Raw genomic sequence first — 14,591 nt, forward strand, 5'->3', positions numbered from 1 at the left:
GGTCTTCGCTTTGCCGTTACCGGATCGGGCAAGAGCCCGATGCGCAGTCCTCGTCCGTGGAGTCCTCGATCGCGGTCAGCTCGTAGGAGTCAAAGTCGTCCTCGGTGATCCGCTCGTACGGGCTCTGCACGCGAGTACCGTCCGGCATCAGGGTTGTGCCCTTCAAGGCCGGAAGCCACGACTCGATGATGTCCATCGCCTCGTGGACCTTGTGCTTGCCCTCGGGGAAGTTCACTGTGAAGCTCACCGCGTTGTCCGCCCAACACTCCTGATACATCGCCTGGAAGGCGAGCATCTCGTGAAGGGACAGCTCGTCGGCGGACTCGACGATCTTCGGGTCGAAGCCCAGCTCCTCGACCTCGGCGACGAGCTTCTCCTTCGTCGGGAAGGCTACGACGTAGGTGTTGCCCGACTGGTCGTACACGCACGGTTCGACCGCGTATCCCTGGGCCTCGAAATCTCGGACCGTCTTGGCCTGCGCCGGGTCCGGCATCGAGAACCGTACGCGGCGGATGAAGTGGCGGGCGTAGATCGGGTGGATGCCCTCGGTCACGCCCGGCAGCTTGGCGATGGACCCGGTCGGCGCGACGGTGGTGACCTTGACCGGCTCGGGTATCCGCAGCTCGAAGGCGTACTCGCGGGCCTCTTCGCGGACCGCCTCGTACAGGTCTGCCAGATGGGCCCGGAAGATCTCGTTGTACGGGGCCTTGGAGTACCGGATGCCCTGCTTGGCGAGGAAGCCCTGGACCCCGAGGTGACCCACGCCGATGCGTCGGTTCCGCAGGAGAAGGCCGGCCTGCTGGTCGTCGTTCACGTCGCCGTACGTCGCCCGGATCAGGAACCGGGTCATCAGCTTGTGCGCCCTTTGCAGGCCGACGCGGTCCACCCTGGCCCCGCTCGCCGTGGGGGCGAAGTAGTCCAGGTTCACGTGGCCGAGGTTGCAGTTCTCGGCCGGCTCCAGCGCGATCTCTCCGCACGGGTTGGTCGCGATGACCGTGCCGGTCTCACCCTCGTTCGAGGCGGAGCTGTTCCAGTAGCCCGGCTCCCCGTTCTTGAGCATCCCGGTAACGACCTGCTGGTGAACGAAGCGGGCGTTCTCGTGCTCGGGGTGGTCCTCGTCCCGGAGGGCGGTCAGGAACAGGTCGTCGATCTCGACGCTGATGTTCGTCGTCCAGTGCTTCGAGCCGTCTGCCTTGCACTCCAGGAAGTCGTCGATGGCCGCGTCGTTCCAGTGGCAGATCGCCATGCGGGCCGAGCGCCGGACGCCGCCCGAGACCACGCACTCGGCGATGGCGTGCGCTATCTCCATGGCGTCGGTGGGGGAGAGGTGCGGGCCGTGGCCGAAGAAGAACGGATCGACCGCCTTGTTCATGACGGCCGCGATCTCCAGCATCATGCGGGCGAACGGGCCCGGACCGCTGGCCGTGCCGCCGAACGTCTTCAGCCGGGAGCCCTTACAGCGGACGCGCGAAACGTCGTACACCCGGTCGGCGTGCTGGACATGGCGGTCGTCCATGAAGGTGTCGAGCAGGTCCACCAGGGCGTCGGACCAGCCCTCGCGGGAGTCCTCGATCTCGAACGCCCCGGCCCAGTCCGAGTTGTACTCCTCGGAGAGGACCCCCGCGGCCTTCATCTCCTCGTAGTCCTGGTGCATGGGGTCGCACACGATGTGCACCTTCAGCTCTCGGCGCGGGGCACCGTACGGCGCAAGGAAGCGCGAGCTGTAGTTCGCCCCGACTCCGCCGCCCTCCATCAGGCGCATGAACTGGAACTCGAAGTGCCGGCTGAGCTTCTCGCCCCACGGCGCAACGTGGCAGTTGAACAGGTACTGCCGGGCCTTCACGCCTGTCGCCCACAGGTGGCGTCCTGCGGGGATGATCGCGAACCGGTCCATGTGGGAGACCAGCTCGTCGTATTCGGCCTTCACGGGCGCGCTCCAGGCGCTCGTGTCTGCGCCGTGGACCAGGGCGAGGTTGCCCTTGGCGACGCGGCGCACCGTGTCGGGCCACTGCTCCTTCGAGCCGTCCGCCAGGGTCCGGCTGTACGTGCGGTCGTAAACGATCTGGCCGGAGGGTCCGAACGGAACGTCGAAGAGGTCGGTCACTGAGTAAGGCTCCTTTGAACGTCTATCACACACTGGTCAACGAGGGGGCGGGCCACATCAGGGCCCGCCCGGTCCCTCGTTACGTCACGCGGCGGCCCGCTCGGGTATCGAGTCGTAGCCGTCCACGTAGGGCTCACTGTTGAGCCAGGCCGTCACCTTGCCGACGCCCCGCTCGGCGGCCTTCCTCGCGCCGGACTTCTGTTTCCCGGTCTGCTTGCCCGCGTCCTCGTACGTGTCGTCGAGGACGAACCGCATGAACACGGCCTGGCGCTCGACGAGCGAGAGGTCCGCTTCCTTCCAGGCCCGCCGGACGTCCGAGAGCGAAGCGAAGACCGAGTTGCCGTGAGAAGGGTCTGAGTACCCCTTCGGCATCCCGTCCTCGACGTAGACCTCGGACTTGATCCCGTACGCCGCGATCGGATCGAACAGGTAGGGAAGGACCCGCTCGACCTCGGCGCGCTGGTACATCAGGCGCCGGCCAGGACGTCGAAGGAGGTGAGCGCGGTACGGCGCCCCGCCTCGGTGAGGAACTGGTCCCGAAGCCTCTGGTGTAGCCAGCGGTGCAGTACGCCCGTCCCCTGCGTGAGGGCCTGCCGAGCCTGCCGGGCCCGCGTCGCCAGGATGACGAGGGCCTCCTGGTGGGCGTCGTCCTCTTCGAGGGTCAGCGCGTAGTCCCGGCCGAACTGGCGGGCCACGGCTCGGGCAACGCTCTGAACGCCCTCCTCGTCGAGAACCGTCCAGTCGGTGTACGCGGCCTCGGCGGACCCGTACGCCTGCGTCCCGATCTCCGTGATCGCGAAGCTCAACTCACTACCTCCTTGACGGGGACAGCCCCGTCCTTGGTCACTGCGACGATCAGTCCGGGGGCCCCGGTCGCCCCCTTGGCGTGGCGCCACCACGTCGACTCGCTCTCCATGGCCGGCGGCTGGATGAACGTGCGCGGGCCGTCGCTGTCCACGTGTTCGTGGTGCAGGTGACCGGCCAGCAGAAGATCGGCCTGGTGCATCGCCGACTCGCGGTTGAAGGCTTGGCCCTGCCACCACGTGAAGTGCTTGCCTGGCCGCCACTGATGGCCGTGGGCGTGGGCGACGACTGTGCCCGAGCACTCGACTACGACCGTCAGCTCGTCCGTGTCGGGGACGAAGAACTCGACGTGCCCGAAAAGTTCCGGGTTCAGCTTTGCCGCGTCCTGCACTGCGATCAGGGACTCGGTGTCGTGGGAGTCGTCGTACCGGGTCGTGCCCTTGCCGTTGATCCGGATGGCTTCGCCGTGGTTGCCCGGTACGGCGGCCACAGTCAGGCGGTTGACCATCGGCGCGAAGGTGAGGACCGCGTGGAGCATGACCCGGCGGGTAAGGCGGATCTGCTCGGTGAGGGTGAGCTGGGTGCGCCACGAGTTCGCACCGCCCTGCGAGACGAACCCTTCGATGTGGTCACCGAGCCATGCGATGTGGACGTGCTCGATGTTGAACCGCTCGCGGTACCAGCTCAGCCGGTCGGCCGCCGCGTTGAGGCAGGCGATCGTCCGGGCGATGGTGCCTTCGATCCCGTCGCCGTCGATCTTGCCGAACTGGGTGTCGCCGAGTGCCACGATGAAGGTGTGGTCCCCCTCGATCTCCGTGAAGGCCGGCTCCGTGCCGTGCTTCTTGATCGCGGCCAGAAGGTCGTCGATCGGGGGCCGCTCGCCGGTCGGGGAGGTGCCGGCTCGGGCGAAGGTGAAGCGGGTCGACAGGCCGGTCTCTCCGTTGGCCATCGTCCACTCCGAGCTGCGGAGCCCGGTCACCGTCCACTCGGTCGGGTTGAGGCCCTGGCCCTGGAGTACGACGCTGGCCGCGCTCTCGTTCTCCTCGAAGGTCTCACCGCGGACTGTGACGGCCGCCTCGTCCCCGTTCACCTCGATCTGCCGGGTGAAGTCCTTCTCGGGCACGGTCTGACGGGGCGGGATGCTCGGGCCCACCGGCTTCGCGAGAAGCTCATCCTTCAGCGATGCAGGCACTACTATCACACTCCGGTCTGGCGAAGGGATCGCCGATAGGTTCGTATCGTCGTGGCGGACACGTCGTGCCCCCACCTGCGGAGCGTGGTGGCCAGCCAGTCGGCGCTCGTGCCCCCGAAGAGATGCTCGAAGAACAGCTCACGCTCGCGCTCCCCGAGGTCGGTCCAGATCTTGGCCAGCGCCGGGCCGGCGCTTCCAGGAAGCGGCACTAGATCGCACCGTCCAGCTTCTCGACCTGCGCCAGGGCGATAGCGGCGAGCTGCACCAGGGCCTCGCGCTGCTCGTGCTCGTAGGCGGCCAGCGACTCAAAGGCGTACGAGAGGAGCAGGGCCTCGAAGGTGCCCTGTCGCCCGTACTCCTTGCCCCAGGCCGAGGCTCGGCCGTCGTGCTGGCGGCGCCGCTCGTCCGTGCCGGGCCCGGCGGAGTACTCGCCGAGGTTCTTCACGGCTGCCCGTACGTCGTTGAAGACGCGGGTCATCGGGTCGGGCTTGCGGGTGGTCTTCTTCGTGGTGGTCTCGCTCATGCTGCGGTCTCGAAGTCCTTTCGGTAGAGGCTGAAGACGGAGTCCGCTCCGCCCTGGAGGTAGGTCTCCGTCACGTCGCCGTCGCGCATCCGAACGGCCTTCGCGGTACGGAGCTGGCGGCAGATCTTCGCGGAGAACTCCGCGCCGGCCTCGTCCGGATCGCCCCAGACCCAGACCTTCGAGAACCCGGCGAGCATCCGGCGGTGCCGCCCGGCCCACATGTTCGCGCCGGGCGCGGCCACGGCGTACAGGCCGAGCTTGCGCAGGATGGCCCGGTCCAGTTCGCCTTCGGTTATGTGGATCTCGTCGTCGGCCTGGTGGATGGAGTCGATCCCGTACATGCGCGGGATGTCGTCCTTGATCGTGTTGTACTTCCCGTGGAAGAAGTCACGGTGGTTGTGCTCCTGGAGGCATCGGAACCGGATGGTCAGCGGTTTACCGTGGCGGTCCAGGTACGGGATGGCGAGCATCCCTCTGTACTTCGCATGTCCGGGGAAGGGGTCAGCGACGACGCCAAGTCGGGCGGAAGTTGCTTCCTCCCTGCCCAGCCCCCTTGCGTGCAGGTACTGAGCGGCCTCCGCCGTAAGCGCTCCTTCGTACGCCCTGGTTGCCTCTTCCAGGGTCTCCCTCTGGGAGACCGAGAGAGGTCGCAAGGGCTCGTGCTCCTGGGAAATCTGTCTCCTCCTTCAGCATGATCATCGAGTAGCTGTCACCGCCTTCTCCGCAGGAGTGGCACTTCCACAGGCCCTCGTCGAGCTTGTAGGACATCGATGGGGTGTTGTCGTCGTGGAGGGGGCACTTGGCCATCCCTGTGTTGCGCTCCGAGTTGAAGTCGACCTCGAAGTGGTCCATCACGGCTTCGAGCGTGGGCTTGGCCTCCTCGCCCTGTTCGTCGCGGTCTCCGACCCGCCCGTACCTCACGGCCGCACCCCGTACATCTCCTCTACGGCGAGGGTCGTGGTGAGGTCGGCGTCCGGGTCCTCGATGTACGCGAAGAACGCCTCGGCCTCGTCGAAGGCTCTCTCTGCGGTCTCGGGGTCAGTCCCGATGAAGCCGATCACTGGACGTCCAGGCCGAGATAGTCCTCAAGCGTGGTCAGGACGTACGCCTGTCTCCAGTTCTTGCCCCGCGCCTTCACGACGGCGAGCGAGGTGACCAGCTCGGGGTCGAGGCCGCGGTGCTTGGCGAAGTTCAGCCGCTCGGCCTTGGCCTCCCGGACGAAGGTGGCGGGCTCGAACTTCGCGTTCTTCGCCTCGATCAGCAGAAAGCGGCCATCGATCCGGGCGACCATGTCGCCCTCGTCCTCGGTGCCGGCCAAGCGCAGGGACTCAACGTCGAAGCCGAGCCCGCGCAGCCCCTCGCGGAGGTCTGTCTCCCACTGCGAACCCTTGCGTTTGTTGCGGCGGTTCCTCGCAGAAAGGTCGGTCACTTTATCACACTCCTTCTTTATGAACCGAGCAAGACCTTCGTCGGACTCCAGTCGTCTGCGGACTGCGGGGCCCTGATGATCGTGTGCTTCTCCGCCCGCTTGAAGCGGGTGTACTCGGGCTCGCAGATCATCGTGGTGTAGCGCTGGGCTGTCGGGTCGCAAGGGCCCATGCGCTGCTTCACGCACGCCACGTGGTACGCCAGCGACGTAGGGTCGAGCGCCACGGAGAGGCTCAGTTCCGGCTTCTCGCTCAGTCCGCCCTTGATCTGGTCACGGCTCGGTGGGGACCAGGGGGACGACTTCGCCTCCCACGCCTTGTCACTCGCGTGATGCAGCAGGATGACCGTGGCCCCGGTGTCGCGGGCCAACTCGGTGGAGCCCTGCATTACCGCCATCTGCTCGGTGTAGTCCGACTCGGCGCCTTCGAAGTCCATCAAGTTGTCGAACACGATGACCTGCGGGTACGCGTCCCACAGCTCGATGTACGCCTCGATCTCCTCGTCGACCTGCTTCCACGTGATCGGACTGCCGAAGGAGAACGTGATGTTCGAGCTGGACAGCGCGTCAAGGTACGCCTGGCGGTACTTCCCGCCCTCGGCCATCCCCGCCTCGACCATCTCCGTGGTGTCGCGGGTCGCCATCGAAGCGAGCCGGGAGGACGCGGTGAAGGCGGACATGTCGGCGCTGAAGTACAGCGTCGGCAAGTTCATCTGCGCGACCCAGAAGAGGGCGAACCCCGACTTCTGGGTACCGGATCGTCCGGCGACCATGACGACTTCGCCGTGACGAGGGCGGACCCCGGCGGCGTAGAGATCCTCGAACGCCTCTACGCGAGGGAGTTCTTTGCCCGACTCTGCATGGAGCGCCAGAGACCTGCCAGGGGTGAGCACGGGGTGTTCTCCTCTCCGAGGACGACGACCCGCCGGATGCCGGCGGAAGCGATGAGCGTGGAGCAGGCCGGACACGGCTTGCGGGTGACGTAGAGAGCGGCGGCCTCGAACTGGGCCGCGTCGATGCCCTTGTCGATGGCGTCCTCGATCGCGTTCCGCTCGGCGTGCGTGGCCGCACAGTTGGCGTAGTCGCTGTTTCGAGCGCACTCCTCGACGGAGAGCTGACCGCGAGGGCAGTTTCCTGCGGTCGCACAGCCGGGGAATCCGGAGGGCAGGCCGTTGTAGCCGAGCCCGATCACCCGCTTGCGCTTGTTCAAGATGACGGCGCCCACCTGGGCGCGCGTGCAGTCGGCTCCTGTGGCTACCGCCTGGGCGACGGTCAGGGCCCACTCATCTCGGCTGGGTCTCACTGGAGACCTCCTTCCAGCAGGCGCTACCGCCTGCCATCGCCCTCCTTTCGGGCTCGCGATCTTGTTTATGCACGACTAACACACTATGATTAGTCGAAGTCGGGGGCGTCGTCGACAGCCGCCTCCGCCTTGGCCTCTCGCTCGTTGGCGTACGCGATGACCTTGTTCCGGGCCTGCGCGTCGTTGAGCTGGCGCCACACCCACGCCGGACGCTGACCCGGCTTGGAGGGCGGGATCTGATCGAGGGTCACGATCGTCGCGCCGCCGACCACGGTCTGAAGGTCGCGGGCAAGGATCGTCTGCTCGATGCGCACGCCCTTGGTGATCTCAGGGGTGCCGGCGTCGAGCTGGTCCGGCGTACGGAAGATAGTCACGTCACACAGGGCCGAGTCCTTCGGGCCGTTCGCGGTGGGGCGCTGGCGTTCGAAGGAGTGGACTTCGACGAGGAAGGCCGCGGAGCCCTGGACGTCTGCGGGCTTGAACCAGCCGCCGGCCTGAACGGGGATGTCGATGAGGTTGAGTGCCACTGTTGGGGTTCTCCTATGTTCGGTGACAGGTGTCGGTGTTCGGTGTTGCGGTGGTTGCTACTTCGGGCGGCCGGCGACGACGACGGCTGTCGCCTTCACGTCCAGCAACTCGGTTCCGGCGGGCAGTCCCGCGCGAAAGGACCGCTCGTGTTCCTGGGCGTGAGAGGCGGCGAACTGCTTCTCGTCGACCAGGAAGAAGAGGGGTACGTCTACTTCGATCGCGTACGTCACCGTGCTGACGATGGTCACCTTGCTCATGCGGGCAACGCCTTGCCCTTGGCCTTGTAGGCGTCCATCACGGCCGCCTCGGAGAAGAAGGACTGGTTCGCTGCCCAGATCTTCTTCAGGTCAGCTCGGTTGGTCTGCTTCTCGATCTCCCCGAGAATCCAGGCGTTCTTGTCCTGCTCGGGACCGGCGGCCGGCGCGCTCGCGGCCTGCGAAGTGCTGCCGAGGCTGGCCCACGGGTCTCCGCCTGCCGGCTTGGCCGGGGGCGCGTCCTCTGCGATGACCGTGCCGCCGAGCTGTGTGGCGATCAGGCCCTTGCCGTGCGCGAGGTTCGTGGCGTTCGTGACGATGTCGCTCAGCGTCAAGCCAGTCACACTATCACGTTCCATCCCGAAGAAGTCCAGGATGTCGTCGCGGACCTCTCGCGGCCGACCCCTGAAGACCGCCCAGCTATCGTCATGCGACTTGCCGTACTTGATCGTGACCGTAAGGGCCCCGCTCGATTCACTCACTGAGTGGTAGTTCCTCTCTCTCGCCCCGCCAACTTAGTCACTCTATCACACTTTCACGCGGCCGAAGCAACCCGGCCCCGTGCGACCTGCACGACGAAGGGCTTCATCGCCTTGCGGCTCAACGACCGCATCTCGCGGATGGTGAGCGCCAACTGGGCCGCGCGCCAACCGATGTTCAGGTCGACCCAGTACAGCGTGCACTCCCCCTGCCCCGCAGGCAGGTGGATGATGATGCCCCAGTCCTGGTTGACCGGCGGCAGAGGCGTGTACGCCTCGACCGCATCCCGTACTTCTATCACATGCTTCTTGAAGGAAGCAAGCTCGGCTTTGCTGTCGACGTTCACCGGGAAGCGGGTGTGGTCGTAGACCTCGCCGCGCGAGTAGACCGCGAGCTGGGCCGCCATCTTCAGGCCGCCGTACTTCACGCTGCCCGTCTTCAGGTCCGCGATGAAGTCGCCCTCGATCCACCGCCCGTCAGGGTCGGGTCCGGCGTAGTGGACCATGCGGTCGAAGGTGCCGGCCACGCCCAGCTCGTTCACGACGACGAACGTCTCGACGGCGCGCACCTTCAGAGCCGACGTCTCCATGAGGTAGGCGCCCATGTCTTCGATGTCCTGCTCGGACGCCGAGGCCGGCAGGGGCTGACCTGCGTCGACCAGCTCTGAGAGCGTGTGCAGGTAGGTGCCCCGCTCGCGCTTGTCGTTGGCTCCCGACGCGTCAGTTGCCTGCTCGGCAAGGGCGTTGAGCTTCTTCTTGTCGTCCGCGTTCTCGGGGTCGAGGCCGCGGGCCCTGTCCGCCAGGTCCGGCCGGCGCGAGGCGCCGTACAGGACCATGCGCTTACCCCAGTCGACCAGGCTGGACTTGTCCTCGATGCAGTCGATGAACGTCGTGGTCCTGGTGTGGCCCTTCGGCTTCCCGCCCGCCTTCGGCACCACCAGAGGGCGACCCCAACCGTCGCGCGGTACGGCGTGGTTGGGGTGCGCGGACTTCTGCGGGATCTCGATCAGATTCAGTGTCACTCGGCCACCTTCGGGTCGCACATGGCGAGGTAGTAGCGGACGTTCCCGTCCTCGTCGAAGTCTTGCTCGTACTCGTCCTCGTCGATCAGCTCCAAGCCGATCTGCCCGAGGAAGTTCAGGAGCTTCTTCATCTCGCTGGGCCGGTAGGCCAGCGGGTTTACCAGGATGTGGTAGTCCTCCGCGTCAGCGTCGATGTGAACGCTGATGTTGCCGGCGTCGGCAACCAGTGCGGCCCTCTCCAGGACTCCTATCACTGCTGGCTCCTCCAGGTGTGTAAGTATGACTAACCACGGACCGGAGTGTCGCACACCTGATCGGAGGTGTCAACGAAAGCTCCAGAAGATGAAGGAAAATCTAACCCAAGCCAAGTAGGTGAGGAGTAAACGATCAGCCCCCGCAGATAACGAAAAGACCCCCTTCAGAGAAGGGGGCCTCGCAGGTCAGGGCGGTGGAACCGACTACTTGCTGTAGTCCGTCTCGCTGTAGTCGGTGTGCTCGTCAGCGTTCTTGCGCTTGGTCGTCTTGCGCTCCGGGCGGCGGATGATGTCGTCGTCGCCCTCCTCGCGGGGCACATAGAACCACCCTTCCTCGGTCTCCGGGTCGTAGTGCACAACGCAGTTGTTGTCTTCGAGCATCTTCTTCCAGCTCGCGAGGCGCTTCGTCTTGTCGTCGTCGAGCGGAAGACCGGCACGCCTGCGCGCCTCGACGCGCAGCATGATGATCGGGTACGGCTGACGGTGCTCCTTCTTCACGGCCCAGGGGATAAGGTCGTCGTCCCGTGCGATGCGGCGATCCAGGCCCTCGCGGTACCGGAAGTTCCCCCACATCGAGGAGACCGTGTTGATGCCGTACTTACGCTTGTACTCGTCGATCATCTCCTGGTACGTCCAGCCCTCCTCGAACCATCTGATGACCTCGGCCTTGTCCTGGATCTTGCGTGCCGCCACGGCCCGTCCTTCCCTCAGCGCGCTACCGCTGGCGTGTTACCGGCGGTCTTGATCTTGCACTACTTACACTCCCATTATGCCGCGCCCTTGTCAACACTGCACACCCGCGACCGTAGCGCTCGCTACAGAATCACACCGGAGCCCCGATGAAGATCACCGCTTGCGACCTCGACAGGCAGACCCCGGCGAAGACCTACACCATCACGCCCGAGGGTGAGGAGCCCGTCGACCTGGACCTGTGCGAGGCGGACGCCGCACCCATCGAGGAGCTGATTCGGAAAGTCAGGGGTGGGCAGGTCGCAGCTCCGAAGGCAGCCCGGAAGGCCCCGGCACCTACGGCCGAGCGGGTGACGAGGAGTGCGCCGGCGAAGAAGACCCCGGAAAAGAAGACCCCGGCGGGGAAGACCACGGCAGGGAAGACCACGGCGGCGAAGACCGCCAAGGGGCCGAAGATCATGACCATGGCAGAGATCGAGGCCCAGAAGCAGGAGCGGAAGCAGAACGGCTGAGACGAGAAGAGAGCCCCCACTGACCTCGCGGTCGGTGGGGGCTTCTGTGTTACTCGGACTCTCCGTTGGGCTGGACGTACACACCGAGCACGGTGAGCACCTGGACGGCCGCCGCGATCCTCGGCTCGTCGATGCCGTACATCACCGCGAGGCCGGCCAGCGCGCCGAGCAGCGCGACCGCCGCCTTGGCGTAAGGCTGGACCCGCTTCGGCAGGAGAGGAAGGATCAACCCCACGGGCTTCGCGTGTCGGCTCACTCGGCCTCCTTCTGAAGCTCGACGAAGCCCTTCGCCCCGATCGCCGGGTCGTACGACTTCGAGGCCAGTGCCGGGTTCTTCTTGTGGAAGCGAGCCACCGCGGCCTGCGTCTCCGCGCCGTAGAAGTCGGTGACCGCGCCCTTGATCGGGCCGTACCCGGCCTTGATGAGGAACGTCTGGAGCTTCTTCACCTGGGCGTTCTTCGCACCCGGCTTCACGCTAGAGGACAGGGACAGGTACTTCTTGGCGGCCGACTTCGGGGCGGCCATCAGGCGGGACCAGGTCGACGAGCCGGGGTACCCGTCAGCGTCCGTGCCGCTCCAGCCCTGGGCCTTCTGGAACGCCCGCGTCGCGTCCTTGTCGGCCTGGCCGAACGTCGAGCCGGGGCCGACCTTGTAGAACCGGCCGTACCCGTGGGCGACGAGGCGCTGACCGAGGAGCGTGACGGCCGGGTGGGACTTGCCCAGGACGAAGGCGCCGGCACCGGGGAAGCTCTTGCCGTCCCAGCCCGCAGGCTTCGAGGGAACGGTGCCGCTGGTCGACGGCTTGGCCCCCTTGACCAGCTCGATCAGGCGCTTGACCGGGAAGTTCCCCGGATCACCATGATCGTTTTCCGGGACATGCTGATGTCCACAGATCCCGTTGAAGTTCTCCCACTCGGAGAAGGACATCCGCTGACCACGGGCGGACCCGTAGCTCGACGGGTAGGACAGCCACGGCTTCGACGTCGAGACGACCGGGATCGGGTAGGTGTCCGTCAGCCACTTCACCAGCTCGGCCAGGGCCGCAAGGTCCGCGTCGTCAGCGTCCGGCCAGTACAGGCCGGGGCCGCCCTTGTCGCACGTGCCCACGAGTTCGATCTGGATCGCGTTGAGCGTGTTGGTCTGCACCCCGCCGGCCGCGTTCACCAGAGCCCGCGCGGACTCGTTGGCGTAGAAGTGCTGGCGGACGGTGCCGCCCTTGATCGTGAACGTGGGCGCGGAGCCGCCGCCCCCGTACGAGGGGAACGAGCTGCCCTCCGTGGTGTGCAGGACGATCACGTTCGGATGGGGCATCGTGTCGCCCTTGTACGCAGCGTGGAACCACTGCGTCTTCGCGTCGGCCTTCGGGTAGATGTGAGCAGTCAAGGGGTGTGCCTCCAGGGGAACGCCGAAGGCCCCGCCTCGCTGGGAGACAGGGCCTTCGGAAGGGGATGGGTTAGGCGTTGGTGGACGACATGTGGTCGTCGAGGCGCTCGGCCACCGCCAGGCGCTCGCGGCGCTCGTGGGCGATGTCCGAGCGGAGGCCGGCGATCTCCGCGCCCTGCTGACGCAAGGCGGTGTCGTGGCGCTCCTGGCCGGCGAGGACACGATCGATCCGGAACATCACGGAGTCGAGGTCATCTCGCAGGTTCGTCGAGTGCGTGTTGGCGACCTGGTCGCGCGCTTCCTGGGTGTGCTCGCGCACCTCGTTGATCGCGCGAGTCTGGCGCCGCAGGAACTCGGCCCCGATGCCGATCAGGGTGACCAGGACCGTGCCGCCTGCGGTGACGGCGGCAACCTGAACAGTGGGTTCGAGAGCGAGCATCATCATCAGGCGGCCTCGGACTCCAAGACGGCGAGACGCGACTCCAGGTCCGCGAGGTGGGCGGCCTGGCGCTGGACGACCGGAAGCAGGGCCACGCCCAGGAGGTCGTACCGCAGGCCGTCCACCTCACCGTCGAGGTAGTTGACCAGCCAGGGAAGGCCAGCCGCCTCGACCTCTTCCGCGATCAGGCCGACCTCGTCCTTGCGGCCCTCCTTGACCGAGCCGTCCTCCTTGATCTGGTCCTTGCGGTCGTAGACCACAGGGCGCAGGGCGAGGACACCTTCGGCGTTCACGTCGAAGTCCCGGACGTTCTCCTTGAACTTGATCGAGGAGGTGTTCCGGCAGAAAGTCCCGTCACCCTCGACCCAGACCGCGTACCAAGTGCCCGAGCCGCTCGCCGAGTTCGAGTGAGGCTTCTTCGAGCCGTTGGCCCACGCGATCGTCGAACCCGACGTGAGGTAGCCAGAGTGAGAGTGAGACGACGGCGGGAACGTCGAAGGCTTCGAGGTGATCGAGGCCCACGAGTGCGAGTGGCTGGCCGGCGCGAACGTGGACGGCTTCCCGCTGATCTCACCCCAGGCGTGACCGTGCGAGCTGGGCGCGTACGTGGACGGCTTGCCCGTGACCTGCGCCCAGTCGTGCGTGTGGGTACTGGGGTTGAACGAGGTCGGCTTGTTGATGACGTCACCCCAGTCGTGCGTGTGATGGCCGGGGGCGAACTCGTTGGGCCGACCAGAGATCGAGGCCCACGTGACGGTCGGGGCGAGCGCGGACCAGGCCGAGCCGGTCCAGTACTCCCACGTGTTCGTCGAGGTGTTCAGCCCGAGACGGCCGATCCGCGGTGACTGGGGTCGAGTCGTGCTCGTCCAGCCGCCCACGGTGTTGCCGGTGAACCGGCGCTCGCTCGTCACGGCCGAAGCCGAGATCGTGGCAGCGCCCACGGCGACGGAGACCTGAGCCAGCGGAAACTCGTAGACGCCGGTGTCCGTCTGGGTCAGGGCCGGCACCCCACCGCCGGGCGACCCCTGCACGACGGCCAGCACGATGGAGTTCGCGGCCGGGTCCAGACGCAGGACCACGCGGTCAACGCGGGCGCTCGTCGAGGCCGCAGCGATGGTGACGGTCTCGGTGCCCGTCGACTGCACCGCGTGCCCACGCACCAGCGCGAAGCCGGGGGCAACCTTGACCTGCATACCCGAGCTGTCGCCATAGGTGTTGAATCCGGAGCCGCCCACCTGATCGGCGACTCCCGTGGACTGAAGCTCTCGGAAGAGGTACGAGAACTGGCCTTCGCTGACCGGCTGCTCATCGAAGGGGTAGGACGTGATGGCCACTGGGGGTCCTTCCTGGGAATAGGAAAGGCCCCCAGTGACCAAGTCACTCGGGGGCCTGCGGGGCGGAGAGGAGCGGCGTCAGCCGCGCCGGGCTACCTCGGTGGGCACCTCGTCGATTCGGCTCGCTGTGGCGAGACCGAAGGAGGCCGGCAGTGCGGACACGGCCGCAGCGAGCGCGGCATCAACGACCGCTGCTCGCTCGATATGGCTGAGCGAGCCCTGGAGGTATTCCGGGATGTCCGGGTCGATCGAGATGTGGACGTAGTCCTGGAGCTTCATCTCGTCGGTGCCGTAGTAAGCGCGTACGAGTCCGCCAGTGATGGCCAAGGGGGAGGCTCCTTAAG

General features: G+C 66.4%; 24 protein-coding genes. 1 reads left to right on the top strand and 23 read right to left on the bottom strand.

Features of this window, described 5'->3' with window-relative positions:
* Positions 1-16: 16 nt before the first annotated feature.
* The 18 genes from nrdJ to KME66_RS14525 all read right to left on the bottom strand — a co-directional run bounded on the left by nrdJ (position 17) and on the right by KME66_RS14525 (position 10,582).
* Positions 17-2,104, bottom strand: coding sequence for a ribonucleoside-triphosphate reductase, adenosylcobalamin-dependent (gene nrdJ / locus KME66_RS14440; protein WP_216322549.1), 2,088 nt, complete (start codon positions 2,102-2,104; stop codon positions 17-19).
* An 84-nt stretch (positions 2,105-2,188) separates the two neighbouring features.
* A complete protein-coding gene (locus KME66_RS14445) occupies positions 2,189-2,572 on the bottom strand; it encodes a hypothetical protein (protein WP_216322552.1) in 384 nt (127 codons plus the stop codon).
* Complete coding sequence (locus KME66_RS14450) at positions 2,572-2,910, bottom strand: hypothetical protein (protein WP_216322554.1); 339 nt, start codon at positions 2,908-2,910, stop codon at positions 2,572-2,574. Before KME66_RS14450 ends, KME66_RS14445 begins: the two co-directional genes overlap by 1 nt.
* Positions 2,907-4,100, bottom strand: a complete 1,194-nt coding sequence (locus KME66_RS14455; protein ID WP_216322557.1) for a hypothetical protein — start codon at positions 4,098-4,100, stop codon at positions 2,907-2,909. Before KME66_RS14455 ends, KME66_RS14450 begins: the two co-directional genes overlap by 4 nt.
* A 5-nt stretch (positions 4,101-4,105) precedes the next feature.
* Positions 4,106-4,309, bottom strand: a complete 204-nt coding sequence (locus KME66_RS14460; RefSeq protein ID WP_216322560.1) for a hypothetical protein — start codon at positions 4,307-4,309, stop codon at positions 4,106-4,108.
* A complete protein-coding gene (locus KME66_RS14465) occupies positions 4,309-4,623 on the bottom strand; it encodes a hypothetical protein (RefSeq protein ID WP_216322563.1) in 315 nt (104 codons plus the stop codon). The genes KME66_RS14460 and KME66_RS14465 overlap by 1 nt, the downstream gene beginning before the upstream one ends.
* Positions 4,620-5,093 carry a toprim domain-containing protein gene (locus KME66_RS14470; RefSeq protein ID WP_216322566.1) on the bottom strand — a complete coding sequence of 158 codons (474 nt, stop codon included), beginning with the start codon at positions 5,091-5,093 and terminating at the stop codon, positions 4,620-4,622. Before KME66_RS14470 ends, KME66_RS14465 begins: the two co-directional genes overlap by 4 nt.
* A 31-nt stretch (positions 5,094-5,124) precedes the next feature.
* Entirely contained in the window at positions 5,125-5,544 is a 420-nt protein-coding gene (locus tag KME66_RS14475) for a CHC2 zinc finger domain-containing protein (protein WP_253208334.1), read from the bottom strand.
* Positions 5,541-5,684: a hypothetical protein gene (locus KME66_RS14480; protein ID WP_216322569.1), complete on the bottom strand. Its 144-nt coding sequence runs from the start codon at positions 5,682-5,684 to the stop codon at positions 5,541-5,543. Before KME66_RS14480 ends, KME66_RS14475 begins: the two co-directional genes overlap by 4 nt.
* Positions 5,681-6,052, bottom strand: a complete 372-nt coding sequence (locus KME66_RS14485) for a hypothetical protein (protein ID WP_216322572.1) — start codon at positions 6,050-6,052, stop codon at positions 5,681-5,683. Before KME66_RS14485 ends, KME66_RS14480 begins: the two co-directional genes overlap by 4 nt.
* Positions 6,053-6,069: 17 nt before the next feature.
* The gene (locus KME66_RS14490; RefSeq protein WP_216322574.1) at positions 6,070-6,942 is read right to left on the bottom strand and encodes an AAA family ATPase; all 873 of its coding nucleotides are present in this window, start codon (positions 6,940-6,942) and stop codon (positions 6,070-6,072) included.
* Positions 6,879-7,352: a deaminase gene (locus tag KME66_RS14495; protein ID WP_253208336.1), complete on the bottom strand. Its 474-nt coding sequence runs from the start codon at positions 7,350-7,352 to the stop codon at positions 6,879-6,881. The genes KME66_RS14490 and KME66_RS14495 overlap by 64 nt, the downstream gene beginning before the upstream one ends.
* An 89-nt stretch (positions 7,353-7,441) precedes the next feature.
* The gene (locus KME66_RS14500) at positions 7,442-7,879 is read right to left on the bottom strand and encodes a hypothetical protein (protein WP_216322577.1); all 438 of its coding nucleotides are present in this window, start codon (positions 7,877-7,879) and stop codon (positions 7,442-7,444) included.
* 57 nt (positions 7,880-7,936) lie between these two features.
* Positions 7,937-8,137, bottom strand: a complete 201-nt coding sequence (locus tag KME66_RS14505) for a hypothetical protein (RefSeq protein WP_216322579.1) — start codon at positions 8,135-8,137, stop codon at positions 7,937-7,939.
* A complete protein-coding gene (locus KME66_RS14510; RefSeq protein WP_216322582.1) occupies positions 8,134-8,616 on the bottom strand; it encodes a hypothetical protein in 483 nt (160 codons plus the stop codon). The genes KME66_RS14505 and KME66_RS14510 overlap by 4 nt, the downstream gene beginning before the upstream one ends.
* 53 nt (positions 8,617-8,669) lie before the next feature.
* Entirely contained in the window at positions 8,670-9,635 is a 966-nt protein-coding gene (locus KME66_RS14515; RefSeq protein ID WP_253208337.1) for a hypothetical protein, read from the bottom strand.
* Positions 9,632-9,889: a hypothetical protein gene (locus KME66_RS14520; protein ID WP_216322585.1), complete on the bottom strand. Its 258-nt coding sequence runs from the start codon at positions 9,887-9,889 to the stop codon at positions 9,632-9,634. Before KME66_RS14520 ends, KME66_RS14515 begins: the two co-directional genes overlap by 4 nt.
* A gap of 204 nt (positions 9,890-10,093) precedes the next feature.
* Positions 10,094-10,582 carry a hypothetical protein gene (locus KME66_RS14525; RefSeq protein ID WP_253208338.1) on the bottom strand — a complete coding sequence of 163 codons (489 nt, stop codon included), beginning with the start codon at positions 10,580-10,582 and terminating at the stop codon, positions 10,094-10,096.
* A 146-nt stretch (positions 10,583-10,728) separates the two neighbouring features.
* Between KME66_RS14525 and KME66_RS14530 the strand changes: the two genes are divergently transcribed.
* Positions 10,729-11,091: a hypothetical protein gene (locus tag KME66_RS14530; protein WP_216322588.1), complete on the top strand. Its 363-nt coding sequence runs from the start codon at positions 10,729-10,731 to the stop codon at positions 11,089-11,091.
* A 49-nt stretch (positions 11,092-11,140) separates the two neighbouring features.
* Here KME66_RS14530 and KME66_RS14535 read toward each other — a convergent pair whose 3' ends face one another.
* The 5 genes from KME66_RS14535 to KME66_RS14555 form a co-directional block, all read right to left on the bottom strand.
* Complete coding sequence (locus KME66_RS14535) at positions 11,141-11,347, bottom strand: hypothetical protein (RefSeq protein WP_216322590.1); 207 nt, start codon at positions 11,345-11,347, stop codon at positions 11,141-11,143.
* The gene (locus tag KME66_RS14540) at positions 11,344-12,474 is read right to left on the bottom strand and encodes a peptidoglycan-binding protein (RefSeq protein WP_216322593.1); all 1,131 of its coding nucleotides are present in this window, start codon (positions 12,472-12,474) and stop codon (positions 11,344-11,346) included. Before KME66_RS14540 ends, KME66_RS14535 begins: the two co-directional genes overlap by 4 nt.
* Positions 12,475-12,544: 70 nt before the next feature.
* The gene (locus KME66_RS14545; RefSeq protein ID WP_253208339.1) at positions 12,545-12,919 is read right to left on the bottom strand and encodes a DUF2746 domain-containing protein; all 375 of its coding nucleotides are present in this window, start codon (positions 12,917-12,919) and stop codon (positions 12,545-12,547) included.
* Positions 12,919-14,247, bottom strand: coding sequence for a tail fiber domain-containing protein (locus tag KME66_RS14550; protein WP_216322596.1), 1,329 nt, complete (start codon positions 14,245-14,247; stop codon positions 12,919-12,921). Before KME66_RS14550 ends, KME66_RS14545 begins: the two co-directional genes overlap by 1 nt.
* 78 nt (positions 14,248-14,325) lie before the next feature.
* A complete protein-coding gene (locus KME66_RS14555; RefSeq protein ID WP_216322600.1) occupies positions 14,326-14,574 on the bottom strand; it encodes a hypothetical protein in 249 nt (82 codons plus the stop codon).
* Between the last annotated feature and the right edge of the window lie 17 nt (positions 14,575-14,591).

Origin of the sequence: Streptomyces sp. YPW6 (genome assembly GCF_018866325.1) — a bacterium.
Lineage (GTDB): Bacteria > Actinomycetota > Actinomycetes > Streptomycetales > Streptomycetaceae > Streptomyces.